The sequence below is a fragment of the Nonomuraea candida genome, from assembly GCF_000725485.1.
GTDB lineage: Bacteria > Actinomycetota > Actinomycetes > Streptosporangiales > Streptosporangiaceae > Nonomuraea > Nonomuraea candida.
Genome location: NZ_JOAG01000041.1, coordinates 15,668 through 31,996 on the forward strand (window position 1 = coordinate 15,668; position 16,329 = coordinate 31,996).

The 16,329-nt window shown below is 72.9% G+C and carries 13 protein-coding genes; 6 read left to right on the top strand and 7 right to left on the bottom strand.

The features are described 5' to 3' along the window. Window positions 1-80 precede the first annotated feature (80 nt). A complete protein-coding gene (gene trpD, locus IO39_RS33040) occupies window positions 81-1,187 on the top strand; it encodes an anthranilate phosphoribosyltransferase (RefSeq protein ID WP_052423664.1) in 1,107 nt (368 codons plus the stop codon). Window positions 1,188-1,322: 135 nt separating this feature from the next. Here trpD and IO39_RS33045 read toward each other — a convergent pair whose 3' ends face one another. From IO39_RS33045 to IO39_RS33055, 3 genes are all read right to left on the bottom strand, one after another. Then, window positions 1,323-2,708 (bottom strand): class II fumarate hydratase, encoded by a 1,386-nt coding sequence (locus IO39_RS33045; RefSeq protein ID WP_043631432.1) that lies wholly within the window; start codon window positions 2,706-2,708, stop codon window positions 1,323-1,325. A gap of 217 nt (window positions 2,709-2,925) precedes the next feature. Continuing rightward, window positions 2,926-5,076, bottom strand: a complete 2,151-nt coding sequence (locus IO39_RS33050) for a serine/threonine-protein kinase (RefSeq protein ID WP_052423665.1) — start codon at window positions 5,074-5,076, stop codon at window positions 2,926-2,928. Between the two features lie 35 nt (window positions 5,077-5,111). Then, window positions 5,112-6,227, bottom strand: a complete 1,116-nt coding sequence (locus tag IO39_RS33055) for a serine/threonine-protein kinase (RefSeq protein WP_043631435.1) — start codon at window positions 6,225-6,227, stop codon at window positions 5,112-5,114. Window positions 6,228-6,958: 731 nt separating this feature from the next. Between IO39_RS33055 and IO39_RS58160 the strand changes: the two genes are divergently transcribed. Then, window positions 6,959-7,147 carry a DUF5999 family protein gene (locus IO39_RS58160; protein WP_084773903.1) on the top strand — a complete coding sequence of 63 codons (189 nt, stop codon included), beginning with the start codon at window positions 6,959-6,961 and terminating at the stop codon, window positions 7,145-7,147. Window positions 7,148-7,258: 111 nt separating this feature from the next. Here IO39_RS58160 and IO39_RS33060 read toward each other — a convergent pair whose 3' ends face one another. Beyond that, complete coding sequence (locus IO39_RS33060) at window positions 7,259-8,911, bottom strand: fumarate hydratase (RefSeq protein WP_043631563.1); 1,653 nt, start codon at window positions 8,909-8,911, stop codon at window positions 7,259-7,261. Window positions 8,912-9,072: 161 nt separating this feature from the next. Further along, window positions 9,073-9,948, bottom strand: coding sequence for a DMT family transporter (locus IO39_RS33065; protein ID WP_043631439.1), 876 nt, complete (start codon window positions 9,946-9,948; stop codon window positions 9,073-9,075). A gap of 68 nt (window positions 9,949-10,016) precedes the next feature. On the opposite strand from IO39_RS33065, the gene pdxR reads away from it, so the two are divergent. Then, window positions 10,017-11,441, top strand: coding sequence for a MocR-like pyridoxine biosynthesis transcription factor PdxR (gene pdxR, locus IO39_RS33070; RefSeq protein WP_043631441.1), 1,425 nt, complete (start codon window positions 10,017-10,019; stop codon window positions 11,439-11,441). Window positions 11,442-11,648: 207 nt separating this feature from the next. Further along, window positions 11,649-12,590, top strand: coding sequence for a Gfo/Idh/MocA family protein (locus IO39_RS33075; protein WP_043631444.1), 942 nt, complete (start codon window positions 11,649-11,651; stop codon window positions 12,588-12,590). 136 nt (window positions 12,591-12,726) lie between these two features. Here IO39_RS33075 and IO39_RS33080 read toward each other — a convergent pair whose 3' ends face one another. Further along, on the bottom strand, window positions 12,727-13,905 hold the full coding sequence (locus IO39_RS33080; protein WP_043631447.1) for an MFS transporter: 1,179 nt from the start codon (window positions 13,903-13,905) through the stop codon (window positions 12,727-12,729). 115 nt (window positions 13,906-14,020) lie between these two features. Here IO39_RS33080 and IO39_RS33085 point away from each other — a divergent pair, with 115 nt between their 5' ends. Beyond that, window positions 14,021-14,611 (top strand): TetR/AcrR family transcriptional regulator, encoded by a 591-nt coding sequence (locus IO39_RS33085; protein ID WP_245642441.1) that lies wholly within the window; start codon window positions 14,021-14,023, stop codon window positions 14,609-14,611. A gap of 127 nt (window positions 14,612-14,738) precedes the next feature. Here IO39_RS33085 and IO39_RS53230 read toward each other — a convergent pair whose 3' ends face one another. Next, window positions 14,739-15,434, bottom strand: a complete 696-nt coding sequence (locus tag IO39_RS53230) for a DUF998 domain-containing protein (RefSeq protein WP_169789165.1) — start codon at window positions 15,432-15,434, stop codon at window positions 14,739-14,741. Window positions 15,435-15,645: 211 nt separating this feature from the next. Between IO39_RS53230 and IO39_RS53235 the strand changes: the two genes are divergently transcribed. Continuing rightward, window positions 15,646-16,296: a DUF1707 SHOCT-like domain-containing protein gene (locus IO39_RS53235; protein WP_169789166.1), complete on the top strand. Its 651-nt coding sequence runs from the start codon at window positions 15,646-15,648 to the stop codon at window positions 16,294-16,296. Window positions 16,297-16,329: the final 33 nt, after the last annotated feature.

Here is a 16,329-nt window from a genome sequence, read left to right on the forward strand (position 1 = left end):
GCGCACCGGCCGCCTCGACGAGGCGGCCGTCACCATTGCGGTGGGTGCCCCCCGTCGAGCGAAGACACGAAGGGGCACTCATGACCACCACCTGGCCACGCATCCTCACGACGCTGCTCGACGGCCGGTCGCTGACCTCGCGCGAGGCGGCCTGGGCCATGGAGCAGATCGTGTCCGGGGCGGCGACCGACGCCCAGATCGCCGCGTTCGCGGTCGCGCTGCGCGCCAAGGGCGAGAGCGTGGCGGAGGTGTCGGGGCTGGCCGACGGGCTGCTGGCCAGGGCGGCCGCGATCCGCGTCTCCGGTGATCCGGTCGATCTGGTCGGCACCGGCGGCGACCGCGCCAACACCGTGAACATCTCCACCATGGCCGCCGTCGTGGCCGCCGCCGCGGGCGTGAAGGTCGTCAAGCACGGCGGCCGGGCGGCCTCCTCCGCGGCGGGCGCGGCCGACGTGCTCGAAGAGCTGGGCGTGGTCATCGACCTGCCGCCCGCCGCCGTCGTCGAGGTCGCCGACGAGGTCGGCATCACGTTCTGCTTCGCGCCCGCCTTCAACCCCGGGATGCGCCGCACCTCCGGGCCGCGCCGCGAGCTGGGCGTGCCCACCGTCTTCAACTTCCTGGGCCCGCTCACCAACCCCGCCCTGCCCTCCGCGCAGGCCGTCGGGGTCTTCCACCCCTCCATGGCGCCCGTCATCGCGGGAGTGCTGGCCGAGCGCGGCTGCTCGGCGCTGGTGTTCCGGGGCGACGACGGGCTCGACGAGCTGACGACCTGCGGGCCCTCGACGGTCTGGGTCGTACGCAGGGGCGCCGTGACCCCGACCACGTTCGACCCCATGGAACTGTCGATCCCCCGCGCCCGCCACGCCGACCTGCGCGGCGGCGACGCGCGGCACAACGCGGAGGTGGCGCGCGCGGTGCTCGGGGGCGAGCGCGGCCCGGTGCGCGACGTCGTCCTGCTGAACGCGGCCGCCGCCGTGGTGGCCGCCGACGGCACGCCGCCGGCGGGCGAGCTGACGCCGGCGCTGGCGGCGGCCCACAAGCGCGTCACGGACGCCGTGGACTCCGGCGCCGCGCTGTCCCTGCTCACCCGCTGGGCCCACGCCACCCACGCCCGCGCCGCCCGCGCCGCCCACGCCGGCGCCACCCGCGCCCGCGCTCACGCCACCCGCGCCGACTCCCGTCCGTGACCGCGCTCCGGCCGAGCCCGCGCTCCGGCCGAGCCCGCGCTCCGGCCGAGCCCAGGCCTGCCGCGCCGGCCCGTCGCCCGCCCGCCCGAGATCGCGCCCCGGCCGCGCCCGGCCCGGCCGGGCGGCGGGCAGGGCTCAGGGGCGGGTCATCGACAGGACGTCGAGCGCGGCGTCGAGCTGCTCCTCGGTCAGCGTGCCGTCGGCCACGTGGCCGCGCTCGATGACGACCTCCCTGATCGTCTTGCGCTCCGCCAGGGCCTGCTTGGCGATCTTCGCCGCCTCCTCGTAACCGACGTACTTGTTCAGCGGGGTGACGATCGACGGGGACGACTCGGCGTACTCGCGCAGGCGCTCCACGTTCGCCGTGATGCCGGAGACGCAGCGGTCGGCGAGCAGGCGGGAGATGTTCGCCAGCAGCCTGATCGACTCCAGGATGTTGCGCGCGATGACGGGCAGCTGCACGTTCAGCTCGAAGTTGCCGGACGCGCCGGCGAACGTGATCGCCGCGTCGTTGCCGATGACCTGGGCCGCGACCATGGCCGTGGCCTCGGGGATCACCGGGTTGACCTTGCCGGGCATGATCGAGGAGCCGGGCTGCAGGTCGGGCAGGTTGATCTCGCCGAGCCCGGCGCGCGGCCCCGAGCCCATCCAGCGGAGATCGTTGGCGATCTTGGTGAGCGACACGGCCACCACCTTGAGCTGCCCGGACAGCTCGACGATGGAGTCCTGCGCGCTCTGGGCCTCGAAGTGGTCCAGGGCCTCCTGGAACGGAATGCCGGTCGCCTCGCGCAGCTTCCGGATGGCCTCGCCCGCGAAGCCCTGCGGGGTGTTGATGCCCGTGCCCACGGCGGTGCCGCCCAGCGGCAGCTCCAGGACGTGCTCAAGAGCCCTCGTGACGCGTACGACGGCGTGCTCGATCTGGCTGGCGTAACCGCCGAACTCCTGCCCCAGCGTCACCGGCGTCGCGTCCATCAGGTGGGTGCGCCCCGACTTCACCACGCCGTCGAACTCGATCGCCTTCTCCCGCAGCACCGCCCCCAGGTGTTCCAGCGAGGGCAGCAGGTGGTAGGTCACCTCGGTGGCCGCCGCCACGTGGATCGAGGTCGGGAAGACGTCGTTGGACGACTGCGAGGCGTTGACGTGGTCGTTGGCGTGCACGGGCCGGCCCAGCCGCTCCTCGGCCAGCGTCGCGATCACCTCGTTGGCGTTCATGTTGGACGAGGTGCCCGAGCCGGTCTGGAAGACGTCGATCGGGAAATGGACGTCGTGCTCGTTCTCCGCCACGTCCGCGGCGGCCTGCGCGATCGCCTCCGCCAGGTCCTTGTCGATCACGCCCAGCTCGCCGTTGACCTCCGCGGCCACGGCCTTGATCAGGCCGAGTGCGGCGATGTGGGACGGCTCCAGAGGCCGCCCCGAAACCGGGAAGTTCTCCACCGCCCGCTGGGTCTGGGCGCGCCACTTGGCGCCTGCGGGGACGCGTACCTCACCCATCGAGTCATGTTCGATCCGGAACTCGCTCATGAACCCAGTCTGGCCCACGCGGCTCGCACCGAGCGGGACCGCCACCCACCCCCGGGCCGCCCGGCCGCCTCGGCCCGGCGGCCGGCCTCCTCGGTCACGTAGGTCCTCGGGCCGCACCCGGCTGCCTCCGTCTCCCGGCCGCGCTCGGACATCTCGGCCCATGCGCCGGGGGCTCGGCTCGCGGCCCGGGTCGTGGTGGGCGGCCCGGGCGCGTGCCTCAGCTTGAGAAGAGGGCCACGATCAGCACGGCGATCACCACGGCGGCCGCGGCGGCCACGGCCATGAGCACCAGCATGCCGTTGCGGTTGCCCGCCGGAGGCTTCTCCGGCTGGCCGGCGATCGCGAACAGGTCCGTGCCCAGCCCGTGCCCGGCGTGCGGCCCCTTGGCGCCCTGCTGGCCCTGCTGCGGACCCTGCGGCACAGGCTGGCCCTGCGGTCCGGGCTGGCCCTGGGGGCCGGGCTGCTGCGGCATGGCCTGCTGCGGGCCGGGCTGCGGGTGGCCACCGGCCGAAGGGGTGGGCGGGTAGACCTGCTGTCCGGGAGATCCGGACTTGGGAGTGGGAATGCGGGTGGTCGCGACCGAGCCCTCGTCGCCCGGCCCCTGCGGCGGCCGGCCGCTCTGCTCGGGCGTGGGGAAGGGCCCCTTGGGACGCGAGATGCTGACCGTCCGCTCGGGGTCGTAGTCATCCTCGGACCGGCCGGAACCACCGGCGTGCGGCCCGGCACCGCTCCCGGCGGGCTGGGAGGCGAAGCTCTGCTGTCCTTGCGGCGGGTGTCCGGAGGCCGTGGCCTGCGGCACGGTCGGCGCGCTGGAACCGCGCACCGGCTGCCCGGCGCCGCCCTGCCCCTGCCTGCCGGCGCCGCCCTGGCCACCCGGCCCACCGGCGTTGCCCGGCCCACCAGGTCCTCCCGGTCCACTAGGTCCGCCCGACCCACCAGGTCCGCCCGGCCCACCCGAGCTACCCGGACCACCGGGACCACCCGAGTTGCCGGGGCCACCGGGGCCACCGGCGTTGCCGGGTCCGCCCGGTCCGCCGGCGTTGCCCGGTCTGCCGGGGCCGCTCTGGCCGCTGCGTGCGCCTTGCCCGCTCTGTCCCTGACCCCCGGGTCCGCCCGGCGCGCTGGGGCCGTTGGGAGCGGTGAAGGCGTTGGGGCCGGTGAAGGCGTTCGGCCCGGTCGGCGCTCCTGGTCCGCCCCACCCCGGTCCACCGGGCCCCTGCCCCTGACCGCCGGGGCCGCCCTGTCCACCGGGGCCGCGTCCGGCAGGTCCCTGGCCGGGGCCGCCGGGCCCCTGGCCGGCGAACGCGTGGCCGGCCGGGACCGGGCCGGGGCGCCCCTGACCGCCGGGGCCGCGACCGCCGGGGGCCTGGGCGCCTGGCCCGGCGGGTCCCGGTGCGCCTGGCCCGGCGGGTCCCGGTGTGTCGGGAGCGTCGGCTCCCTGGGCGCCGGGACCACCGGCGGGGGTTTTCCGGGCGGCGAACGGATCGGGCAAAGCGGCCTCCTGCGCCATAAGAGCCTCGGCCGTGAGCACCGGCATCTCGCTCGTGGGGGTGTCGGCGACCATGCGCAGCAGGGTCTCCGCCTTGGCAGCGTTGAGGCGCTGCCGGTAGTCCTTGTTGAGCAGCCCGTTCAGCACGGGCCGCAGTTGCCCCGCCTGGGTGGGCGGGTCGGCGCTCTCGGTGAGCAGCGCCGCGAGCGTCTCGGCGATCGTGGAGCGCTCGTAGGCCGGACGTCCCTCGACCGCGAAGTACAGGGTGGCGCCGAGGGACCACAGGTCCGACTCGGGGCCGGTGTACTCGCCCCTGGCGCGTTCCGGCGCCGTGTAGCCGGGCGACCCGATCACCATGCCGGTCTTCGTCAGCCGGGAGTCGCCCTCGGCCTTGGCGATGCCGAAGTCGGTCAGCACCACGCGCCCGGCCTCGGTGATGAGCACGTTGCCCGGCTTGACGTCACGGTGGGTGATGCCCTGGGCGTGCGCCGCGCGCAGCGCCCCGAGCAGGTCGACGCCGATCTCCGCCACGAGCCGGGGCGGCAGCGGCCCCTCCTCGTCGATCACCTGCTCCAGCGAGCGGGCCTCGATGAGCTCCATGATGATCCACGGGCTGTTGTCCTGGATCAGCACGTCGTGGATCGCGGCCACCGACGGGTGGCTGATCCGCGAGGCGATACGGCCCTCGCGGACCATGCGTTCGCGCAGCTCGGCCCGCTGATCCTCGGTGAGTCCCGGGTCCTGGCGGATTTCCTTGACCGCCACCTCGCGCCCGAGCGCGCGGTCACGGGCGCGCCACACGGTCCCCATCGTGCCCCGGCCGAGCGGGGCGATGAGCTCGTAACGCTCCGCGAGCAGGCGTGTCTGCTGTTCCGGCATGAGAAGAAGATATCGATTCTCGCTTGGGAAGTGCTTTACCCTCGCTTGCGAAGTTCTCTTGGCCAGAACCGCCGAGGAAGGAACAACTTTATCACCGTAGCTTTGAAACGGGCATAAGCAGACGGGGCGGGGCGCGGTTCGACCCGCCTCCGGTGCACCCCCTCGCCGGGCCTGCGCTCCTGCCGGGGTGAGGGCACGCTCACGGCCGCCGCGGGAGGGTCGGCCCGGTGCAGCCCGCGGTGCGCGGGCCTGCGTACGAAAGGGGGCTGCGGGATGGAGATCGACGACGACACCCGCGCCGGCCTGCGCGGGGTCAGCGGCTCCTCGGCGGAGCCGCCCGCGGCCACTCTGGCCAGCATGAGCGAGGCGCGCACGGAGTCGAGCCTGGTCGCCGGGTCGATCCGGAGCAGCGCGTCGAGCACGGGCGCCAGCGGCCCCGCCTTGGTCATCGGGATCGGCTCGCCGCTGGTCAGCGCGGCCAGCGCGGCGGCGGCCGTACGCCTGCCGTGCAGGCCCCTGCCCTCGACGGCGGTGTAGAGGGTCGCGCCGAGCGACCACAGGTCGCCGGCGGGGCTGGCCTTCGAGCCGAGCACCCGCTCTGGAGCGATGTAGCCCGCGGACCCCAGGACGATGCCCGCCTGGGTGATGGAAACGTCACCTTCGAGCGCGGCCAGCCCGAAGTCGGTCAGCACCGCGCGGTCCTCGGTGACCAGCACGTTGCTCGGCTTGACGTCGCGGTGGAGGATCCCCTTGGCGTGTACGGCGCGCAGCGCGCCGAGGATCTGCCGGCCGATCTCGGCGACCCTGCGGGGATGGAGCGGTCCTTCCTCCTGGATGATCTGCTCCAGCGACTTGGCCCGCAGCAGCTCCATCACGATCCACGGCCGGTCGTCCTCGGTGACCACGTCGAAGACCGTGATGACCGAGGGATGCGCGACCATCGCGGTCGCCCGGCCCTCGCGCTCGGTGCGCGCGCACAGCTCGGCGCGCAGCTCCTCGTCCAGGACGGTGGGCAGCCGCACTTCCTTGACCGCCACGTCCCGGTCGAGCAGTTCGTCATGTGCCCGCCAAACGGTGCCCATGCCGCCCCGACCAACCGGCTCCACGAGCCGATAGCGCGCGGCGAGTAGGTAACCGGAGGGCGCACGCATGCCAGGCAGCTTACCTATTTGTGTAAACCGACCAGTAGAGGCGGGGCCGATAATTTGTTGCGAACTTAAGTCAACCCGCCTGACTCACCACGTCAGCAAACCTCCGGGCCACATCCTCCCAGTTGATGAGGGCCCCGCAGTTTCTCGACGCAGTCCGGACGGACACCGCGATACCGACGGTAGTACCCGTGCCCCGGTGCGTCGAATCGGACGGGCCGGAACGCCGGCATCCCCGTGCCCCGAGGGGCTCCCGCCGTCCGGCGGCCCTCCGGGGCGCGGCGCCGCGCGCCCCGGCTCGGGGCGTACTTTCCCGGCACGTTTTCGCAGCTCGGAGTGGATCTGTGCCGATCGGCACAACCACGGACCGGAAATTTGTGCATGATGCCAGGAAGGGGACTTTCCGGCTTACGTCGGGCTAAGAGACGGTGATCACGGGGCGCCGTCACCGACTTGTAAGGATGTCTCAAGGGAGCGGGGGCATGCTTAAGCCAAGAAAGCAGCGGACCACCAGCGGACGGCCGGAAAGTGTCGGACCCGATCGTCACACTGGGGGGCCCGCCCCGGTCACTACTGAGGACAGACCGTTGAAGGAGTGATGGAGATGCGCCAGACCCAGGTTCGCCGCCGGCCGAGGAGGCCGGCCAGAGCCGCGCTGGACCTTCGCACGCCGTCGGGGCGCACGCTGCCCTTTTGAGTACCCACAACCCGGAGCGCAATCTGAGAGGTGCGCGATGTGCAGTCACCACCCCGCTTGCCCGAGTGCCGACTCTCTTGACCGTGAGAGGTCGCACGTCATCTCGGCCCACCCTGACCAGGGCTGGAGCCTTCTCTGCAACGGCGTCGTGCTGTTCGAGGACACCGGTCTGCTGCTGCCCGACGGCTCCGTCGTGGCCCCGCACCGAGCCCCGGTGGCCGCATGAGCCCCTCTGTCATGACCTCCCGCACCGGGCCCCGGTGGCCCACCTGAGCACCCTCTCGGGCCACCGGGCCCCACCCCCGCACGACCCACCCCCGCCGTGGGCCGCCCGGCGTCAGCGGCGGCCGATCGAGAGCACCGGGCCCGTCTTGTCGGCGAAGAAGTCGTCACCCTTGTCGTCGACCACGATGAACGCGGGGAAGTCCACGACCTCGATCTTCCACACCGCCTCCATCCCCAGCTCCGGATATTCCAGCACCTCGACCTTCTTGATGCAGTCCTGGGCCAGCCGCGCCGCGGGCCCGCCGATCGAGCCGAGGTAGAAGCCGCCGTACTTCTGGCACGCCTCCGTGACCTGCTTGGAGCGGTTGCCCTTGGCCAGCATCACCATCGAGCCGCCCGCCGCCTGGAAGCGTTCGACGTAGGAGTCCATCCGCCCGGCCGTGGTCGGGCCGAACGAGCCGGACGCGTAGCCCTCGGGGGTCTTGGCGGGGCCGGCGTAGTAGACGGCGTGGTCCTTGAGGTACTGCGGCATCTCGCCGCCGTTGTCGAGCAGCTCGGCGATCTTGGCGTGCGCGATGTCGCGGGCCACGACCAGCGGCCCGGTGAGGGAGAGCCGGGTCTTGACGGGATATTTGGTGAGCTCGGCGAGGATCTCGGACATCGGCCGGTTGAGGTCGATCGAGACGACGTCGTCGGAGAGGTGCTCGTCGGTGGTCTCCGGCAGGAAGCGGGCCGGGTCGGTCTCCAGCTTCTCCAGGAAGACGCCCTCCGGCGTGATCTTGGCCAGCGCCTGGCGGTCGGCCGAGCAGGACACGGCGATCGCCACCGGGCAGGAGGCGCCGTGGCGGGGCAGGCGGATGACGCGCACGTCGTGGCAGAAGTACTTGCCGCCGAACTGCGCCCCGATGCCCAGCTTCTGGGTCAGCTCGAAGACCTTGGCCTCCATCTCCAGGTCCCTGAAGCCGTGCCCGGAGGCCGAGCCCTCGGTGGGGATCGAGTCGAGGTAGCGGGCGCTGGCGTATTTGGCGGTCTTGAGCGCGTATTCGGCGGAGGTGCCGCCGACGACGACGGCCAGATGGTACGGCGGGCAGGCCGCCGTGCCCAGCGAGCGGATCTTCTCCTCCAGGAAGGCCATCATGCGCTTCTCGTTGAGCACGGCCTTGGTCTCCTGGTACAGGAACGACTTGTTCGCCGAGCCGCCGCCCTTGGCCATGAACAGCAGCTTGTACTCGTCGGGGTGCCCGTGGGGGTCCTCGGCGTACAGCTCGATCTGGGCGGGGAGGTTGTTGCCGGTGTTCTTCTCCTCCCACATGGTCAGCGGGGCCATCTGGGAGTAGCGCAGGTTGAGCTTGGTGTAGGCGTCGTACACGCCGCGCGCGATGGCCTCGGCGTCGCGGCCGTCGGTCAGCACGTGGCGGCCGCGCTTGCCCATGACGATGGCGGTGCCGGTGTCCTGGCACATCGGCAGCACGCCGCCGGCCGAGATGGAGGCGTTCTTCAGCAGGTCGAGCGCGACGAAGCGGTCGTTGCCGCTGGACTCGGGGTCGTCGATGATCTTCCTGAGCTGGGCGAGGTGCGAGGCGCGCAGGAAGTGGCTGATGTCGTGGACGGCCGTCTCGGTCAGCAGCCGCAGCGCCTCGGGGTCGACCTCGAGGAACGTCCGCCCGGTCGCCTCGACCTTCCGCACCCCCTCCGAGGTGATCAGCCGGTATTCCGTCTCGTCGGCTCCAAGCGGCAGCAGGTCGGTGTAGTCGAACTCGCCCATGTCCATCCTTTCGGTCCTCCAAGAGATTACGCGCCCTCGGAGCGGCGGACGGACGGGCTCGGGCATAGACGGCCGTACGGCTCGGCTCGGGCTTCGGAGGGCCGTACGGCTCGGGCTTTGCCGGCTGGACGGCTCGGCTTTGACCGGCTGGACGGCTCGGCTCAGGCTTTGGACGGCTGGACGGCGGCGCGGGCGCCGGGTGGTTCGGCGGTGAGGCCGACCAGGATGCCCGCGATGACGAGCCCCGCCCCCAGCAGGTCGTACGCGGACGGCGTCGCCACCCCCAGCACCGCCCCGGTGGCGATGGCCGACACCGGGATGAGCCCCGCGAACAGCCCCGCCCGCCCCGGCCCCAGCTTGGGCAGCGACCGGTACCAGAGGAAGAACGCGACCACCGTCACCACGGCCGCCAGGTAGGCGAGCCCGAGCGCCTCGGACACCGTCGGCATCCGCAGCATGCCGGTCCCGGCGTCGGCCAGCCCCACCGCGGCGAGCATGGGCACGGCCAGCGCGGTCGAGTACGCCGACACCCTGACGGCCCCCAGTTTCGGCAGCAGCGGGATGGCCAGCAGCGAGAAGCTGACCTCGCCCACGAGCGCGCCGAGCGCCCACAGCAGGCCGGACGGGGTGCCGCTGCCGAGCCCCGTGGCCAGCGTCGCCCCCGCCACCACCACGCCGGCCCCGATCAGCAGCCGGCGCGCGGGCCTGCCCCCGGCCAGCGCGAGCGCCAGCGGCACGGTGCCGAGCACGGTCCCGACCAGCGCGGGCCCCGACTCGCGGGTGGACTCGATCACGCAGATGTTGAAGACCACCAGGCCGAACAGGGTCAGCCCGACCAGGCAGAGGATCTCGCGCCCGGTCATGCGGACGAACCGGAGACCGAGCGCTCGGGTGATGACGAGCAGGATGACCGACGCGATGAGATACCGAACGGCCTGGCCGCCGTATATCGGATATGAGCCGATCAGGCCCGAGACCGCGGCCAGCGTTCCGAGCAGGAACATGGCCGAGGCGGCGCCTGCGATTCCGGTTTTCATGTGAAGGATGCTAGAGAGACAATGGTTCGCATAAACAGTCCAATCTCCGGCCGGAAGACAGGACCAATATGGCTGACCTCCACATCCAGATAGACCGGGGAAAAGGGGGCATCGCCGGGCAGATCGCGTCTGAGCTGCGCGACTCCATCCGCGGCGGGCGGCTCACGCCCGGCACGCGCCTGCCCGCCACCCGCGACCTCGCCACCGATCTCCAGGTCTCCAGGGGCGTGGTGGTGGAGGCGTACGAGCAGCTGGTCGCCGAGGGTTTCCTGGTCTCCAGGGTGGGGGTCGGCACCCAGGTCACCCCCAAGAACGCCGGCCGGACCGCGCTCAAGTCGCGTGACCCGTCCCCGCCCCGGCCGCCGCGACCACCCGGGCCCGCGCGCCGGGCCCGGACCGTCGCCTCGCATCCCCCGTACTACGGTCATCGCCCCACCTCTCCGGACCTGGGCCACTTCCCCCGTGAGCGCTGGCTGGCGGCCGTCAGGCACGTCCTGGCCACCGTACCTTCGGAGGCTTTCGATTACGGGGACCCCGGCGGCGTGCCCGAGCTGCGGGAAGAGCTGGCCGCCTACCTCAGGAGGGTCAGGGCGGCCGAGGTGGGCCAGGAGAACCTCGTGATCGTCGGCGGCGTCGCGCAGGGGCTCAGCCTGGTGCTGCACGTGCTGACCCAGCGGCGCGCGCTGCGGCTGGCCGTGGAGGACCCGACCAGCCACCGCCAGGTGCCGCTGCTGCGCCGCGCGGGCGCGCAGCTCGTGCCGGTGCCGGTGGACGGGCAGGGGCTCGACGTGCGCAAGCTGAGCGGGGACGCGGTGCTGGTGACGCCCGCGCACCAGTTCCCGACCGGGGTGGTGCTCTCCCCGGAGCGCCGGGCGGCGCTGATGGAGTGGGCGTACGCCGGCAACCGGGTCGTCCTGGAGGACGACTACGACGCCGAGTTCCGCTTCGACCGCGACCCCGTCGGCTGCCTCCAGGGGCTGGCGCCCGACCGGGTCATCCTGTCGGGCAGCGTCAGCAAGGCGCTGGCCCCCGGGCTGCGGCTGGGCTGGGTGGCCGCGCCGCCCGACCTGGCCGAGGCGATCCGCAGGGCGCGCGGCGAGCAGGACCTGGGCTCGCCGGTCATCGAGCAGTACGCGCTGGCCCACTTCCTGCGCACCGGCGGCTACGACAAGCACCTGCGGCGCATGCGCAGGGAGTACCGGCGCCGCCGCGACGCCCTGGTCTCCGCGCTGGCCGCCGAGCTGCCCGAGGTGCGGGTGCGGGGCATCGAGGCGGGGCTGCACGTCTACCTGGAGCTGCCGCCCGGCTGGGACGAGCCGCGCACGGTCCGGGCGGCGCGCGAGCTGGGCATGTCCGTCGAGCCGGTGGAGCCGATGCGGGAGACACCGGGGCCGGCGGCGGTGGTGGTGGGGTTCGCGCGGCTGCCCGCGCACAGGGCGGCCGAGGTGGTGTCCGGACTAAAGGTCAGAATGTCCGGACAAAGTGTTGACTGAAGGAAGCGGCTCGCTTAGAAAGAAAGCCGGACCCGGAACCGAGGCCCCGGGCAAGCCGGACCGGACCCGGGGCCCTGAAGGAAGGCCCGGACCGGAACCGGGGGAATCTGAAGGAAGGCCGGACCGGAACCGGGGGCTCTGAAGGAAGGCCGGACCCGGGGGAGAGTCGCTCGCCCGGAGGGAAGGCCGGGCGGGATCGGAGGCGGAATGCGTGTCGGACTGCTGGGGCTGGGCCGGATCGGCGCCTTCCACGCCGCCACCCTGGCCGCGCATCCCCTGGTGGACGAGCTGATCGTGGCCGATCCCGTACGCACCTCGCCGCACGGCAGGCCCGGCGACCCGTTCCAGGCGGACGCCGTGGTCATCGCCACCCCGACCGGCACGCACGCCGAGCTGATCATCAAGGCGTGCGACCGCGGCATTCCGGCGTTCTGCGAGAAACCGGTCGCGTCAACGGTGGCCGAGACCGTCAAGGTGCTGCAGACCGCCGCGGGCAACCGGGTGCAGGTCGGGTTCCAGCGCCGGTTCGACCCCGGCTACGTCGCGGCGGCGCACGCGCTGCGCGCCGGTGAGCTGGGCGAGCTGCACCGCGTGCACCTGGTCACGGCCGATCCGGCGCCGCCGCCTGCCGCGTACCTCCCGCTGTCCGGCGGCATCTACCGCGACTGCCACATCCACGACTTCGACGCCCTGCGCTGGGTGACCGGCCGCGAGGTGGTGTCGGTCTACGCGCGCGGGGCCAACCGGGGCGCCGCGTTCTTCGCCGAGGCTGGCGACGTGGACACCAGCGCCGCGCTGCTGGCCCTCGACGACGGCACGCTGGCCACCTTGCAGGGCTCGCGCTACAACGGCGGCGGGTACGACGTGCGCATGGAGCTGGCCGGCACCAAGCGCACCCAGGCCGTCGGCCTCGGTCCGCGCGCCCCGCTGCACACGACGGAGGCCCTGCCGCCGGGCTCCGGCGCGCCCTGGCCGGACTTCGTCAGCCGTTTCGAGACCGCCTACCGTGCCGAGATCGACGCGTTCCTGCGCGGCGGCACGAACCCGTGCACGATCGAGGACGCGCTGGAGGCCCTCTACGTGGCCGAGGCCGCCGACCTCTCCCTGCGCGAGGGCCGCCCGGTCGAGGTCGCCGAGGTACGGCACTGACCCCGTCCCGCCGCGACCGGCGACACGGCGAGGTGGCGGGGGCCGGTCGGGCGGTGCCAGGACGGCGAGGGCCGGTCGGACGCCGGCAGGACGGCGGCGGGGCCGGTCGGACGCGGCAGGACGGCGGTGGGGCCGGTCAGACGGTGGCGGTGGGGGTGGGCTTCGGGGCGAAGCCCGGGGCCAGGGCGACGATCGCGGCGGCCAGCACCAGCGGCGCGGCGAAGGCCACCCGCATGTCCACGGCGTCCGCGAGCCCGCCCACCAGGGCCGCGCCGACGATGAAGCCGACGTAGTTGAAGAGGTTGACCCTGGCGATGGCCACCCCGGTGCCCGCCGGGTCCAGCCTGCCCGCCGCCGAGAACGACTGCGGCGCCACCACCGCCAGCCCCACCCCGGTCAGCCCGAAGGCGACGATGCCCAGCGGCTGGTTCGGGGCCAGCACGACGCCCAGGAAGCCGAGCGTGGCGATCACGCCGCCGATCCTGACGATGGCGGCGGGGCCGTACCGCCGGACGGCGAAGTCGCCGCCGAGCCTGACGGCCAGCGTGGTCGCCTGGTAGGCCACGTACGCCAGCGGGATCACCCAGGGTTCGGCGACGAGCACGTCCTTCATGAAGACCGTGCTGAAGTTGGAGACGGCGGCGTCGCCGACGTACAGGAAGCCCATGGCCAGGCAGAGCGGGACGATCGGCCGCCAGGGGAAGCGGCTCGCGGCGGCGGCCTTCTCGTCGCCGGTCCTCGCGGCCCCGGCCCTCTCCTCCTCGGGCGTGCACAGGCCGGGCCCGGCGTAGAGCGAGCCGGCCACGGCCAGGACCATGGGGACGGCCATGATGAGCGGCAGCGGCAGCTCGGCCGCCGCCGAGGCCCAGAGCGCGCCGGCCATGCTGAGCACGCTCCACACGCAGTGGAACCCGTTCAGCACCGGCAGGCCGTACCTGCGCTCGACCGCGACGCCCTGCATGTTCATGCCCGCGTCCACCGCGCCCACGGCCAGCCCGAACAGCAGCAGCACCGGCACCAGCAGCGGCACGTCCGGCGCGAGCCCGGCCAGCACCACGGCGACCGCGACCACCGGCTGGGCGGCGCGTAACAGCGCCTTGCTGCCGTACCGGGCGGCGAGCGCACCCGCCGCCACGCTGCCGACGCCCGCGAACACGGGCACGATCAGCAGCAGCAACGTGAGGGTGCCCTCGTCCAGCTGGTGTTTGGCCTGGAGGGCGGCGACCTGGATGAGCAGCGAGGCGAAGGACAGTCCCTGTACGGCGTACACGACGGACGTGGCGACACGGGCCTGGCGATCACGTGAGGACGGCACAGGGGCCTCCTGATCGGGGGGTATCAAACGTGAGGCGCGGTCAGGTTAACGGCTGCCGAAGGCCCTCCGCCAGCACGAGAAGGCGCGAGATAGGCTGCCCCGGGTGAGACGGGGCGTGAGACGGGGCTACGCGTCCGGTGCGGCGCGCAGGGAGCGCATCCTGGCCACCGCGCTGCTGGAGTTCGCCGAGCACGGCTATCGCGGCGCATCGCTGGCCCGCATCGCCGAGCGCGTCGAGCTGTCCCAGGCCGGGCTGCTGCACCACTTCAGGAGCAAGGAGCTGCTGCTCGTCGCGGTGCTGGAATACCGGGACGAGATGGACGCCCGCAGGTTCGACCTCGGCCGGGTCGGCGGGATCGCCGCGCTGCGGGCCCTGGTGGACGTCGTGGCGCACAACTCCCGGGTGCCGGGCCTGGTGCAGCTCTTCGCCGTGATCAGCGGCGAGGCCGTGACCCCCGGCCACCCCGGCCACGACTGGGCCAGGCGGCGCTACCGGCGCCTGCGCGCCGACGTGGCGGCGGCGCTGCGCAGGGGCGCCGAGCTGGGCGAGTTCCGGTCCGACCTCGACGCGGAGTCGCACGCCGACCGGCTGATCGCGATGGTGGACGGCCTGCAGACGCAGTGGCTGATCGACCCCGAACGGGTGGACATGACCCGCGTCTTCAGCGGCTACGTGGACGACCTCATCGCCTCGCTCCGGCCTTAGTACTCGTCGCCTCGCACTGGCCCTGGACCCCAGCGCCTCGCGCCGGCCTTAGCACTCATCGCCTCGCTCCGGCCTTAGCGCTCGTCGCCTCGCTCCGGCCCTGGACCCCAGCGCCTCGCGCCGGCCTTCAGACCTCGTCGGCCGCTCTGGCCAGCCGGTCGCCGGCGAGGCCGGCGCGTGCCGGGGCCGGGGCGGGTTCCGCCGGGTCGAGCCGCTTGGCGGCGGCCCACACGCCCAGCGCCAGCAGCGCGGCCACCTCGGTGACGGCCAGGCCCCGCTCGACCAGCCCCAGCGGCATGACCCGGTACCACGGCAGCCCCTCGCCGGCCCCGATGACGACCGCCGCGCCGATGCCCACCACCCACAACACCGAGCAGATCCCGAGCCCGAACGCCGCCACCGTGGCCCTCGTCCGCTCCCTGTGCCGCCACGGCCTGGCGATGATGACGGCCGCCAGCGGCAGGCAGAGGAAGGCCACGAAACTTCCCACCCGGTGGATGTTGCCGCTCAGGCTGGGCCCGACCGACCAGTCGTGCTTCTCGAACCAGGCCGCCAGGAACAGCCCCACGCTCCAGCCCATGAGCGCGACGGTGCCGAAGATCCCGGCCAGCCGCTTGCGCGCCAAGGACACGCCGATGGCCACCGAGCCCGCCGCCAGCAGGCCGACCCCGAGCCCGAAGATCCAGCCGTCGGGGCCGAGGCCGTGCTCGCTGATGGTGCGCCTGAACGGGTTCATCTCGCCGAAGCTCGTCAGCTCCAGCCCCAGGATCACCGTTATGCCCGCGCCTGCCGCGCCGAGACCCCACCGCGCCGGTTGATGCACGACACCTCCCTTTTGCCGGGATAACGGCCGTACATAGCGGTAGATTCCTAAGAAATTCCTGAGAAACAGGGGCTTGCGAGGCCGGTACGACCGCCACGCCGAGGTGAACGGGAAGCTCGCCGCGAAAATCGCCGAATTCCTGGCCGGAATCGGCAGAGTTGGGGCCAATCGGCACGAGCGAACGGGCCGGGCGCCGGATATCGTCAGAAGTGTGAACGAACGCGCGGGATCGTGGTTGCCCAAGCTGCAGGAAGTCGGCGAGCGGCTGGCCGAGGAGTGGGTGACCGCTCGCCGTCCCTCGACGACGAGCGACGTGCCGCAGCCCCATGAGCTGCGCGCGTCCGACGCCGATCGCGAGCGCATCGCCCAGGTGCTCCAGGACGCGCACGCCGACGGGCGGATCACGCTGGAGGAGCTGGAGGAACGGCTCGGCGTGCTCTACTCCGCGCGCACGCTCGGCGAGCTGGCGGCGCTCACCACCGACCTCCTGCCCCCCGAGGAGCAGCCGCTCAACCTCGACGGCCGGCCGGTCTCGGCCATCTTCAAGAAGGAGCAGCGCGGCGGGCGCTGGGTGGTGCCGGCCGAGCTGGGCGTGACGGCCATGTTCGGCACGACCAAGCTCGACTTCCGCGACGCGATCCTGCAGAACCGGCGGATCATCCTCAACGCCACCCTCGTCTTCGGCGGGCTGGAGATCCACGTGCCCGAGGGGCTGGAGGTGATCAGGGTGGCCAAGGACAAGACGGTCCGCCTGACCAAGCAGCCCACCGAGCCGGGCGCGCCGGTGGTGGAGGTGCGCACGACGAACTTCGCGGGCGAGGTCAAGGTCAAGGAGCCGCCCCGCCGCAAGCGCCGCCGCTGACCCTCCTCACCGCCCCGCCCGTCGCTTCCCGCC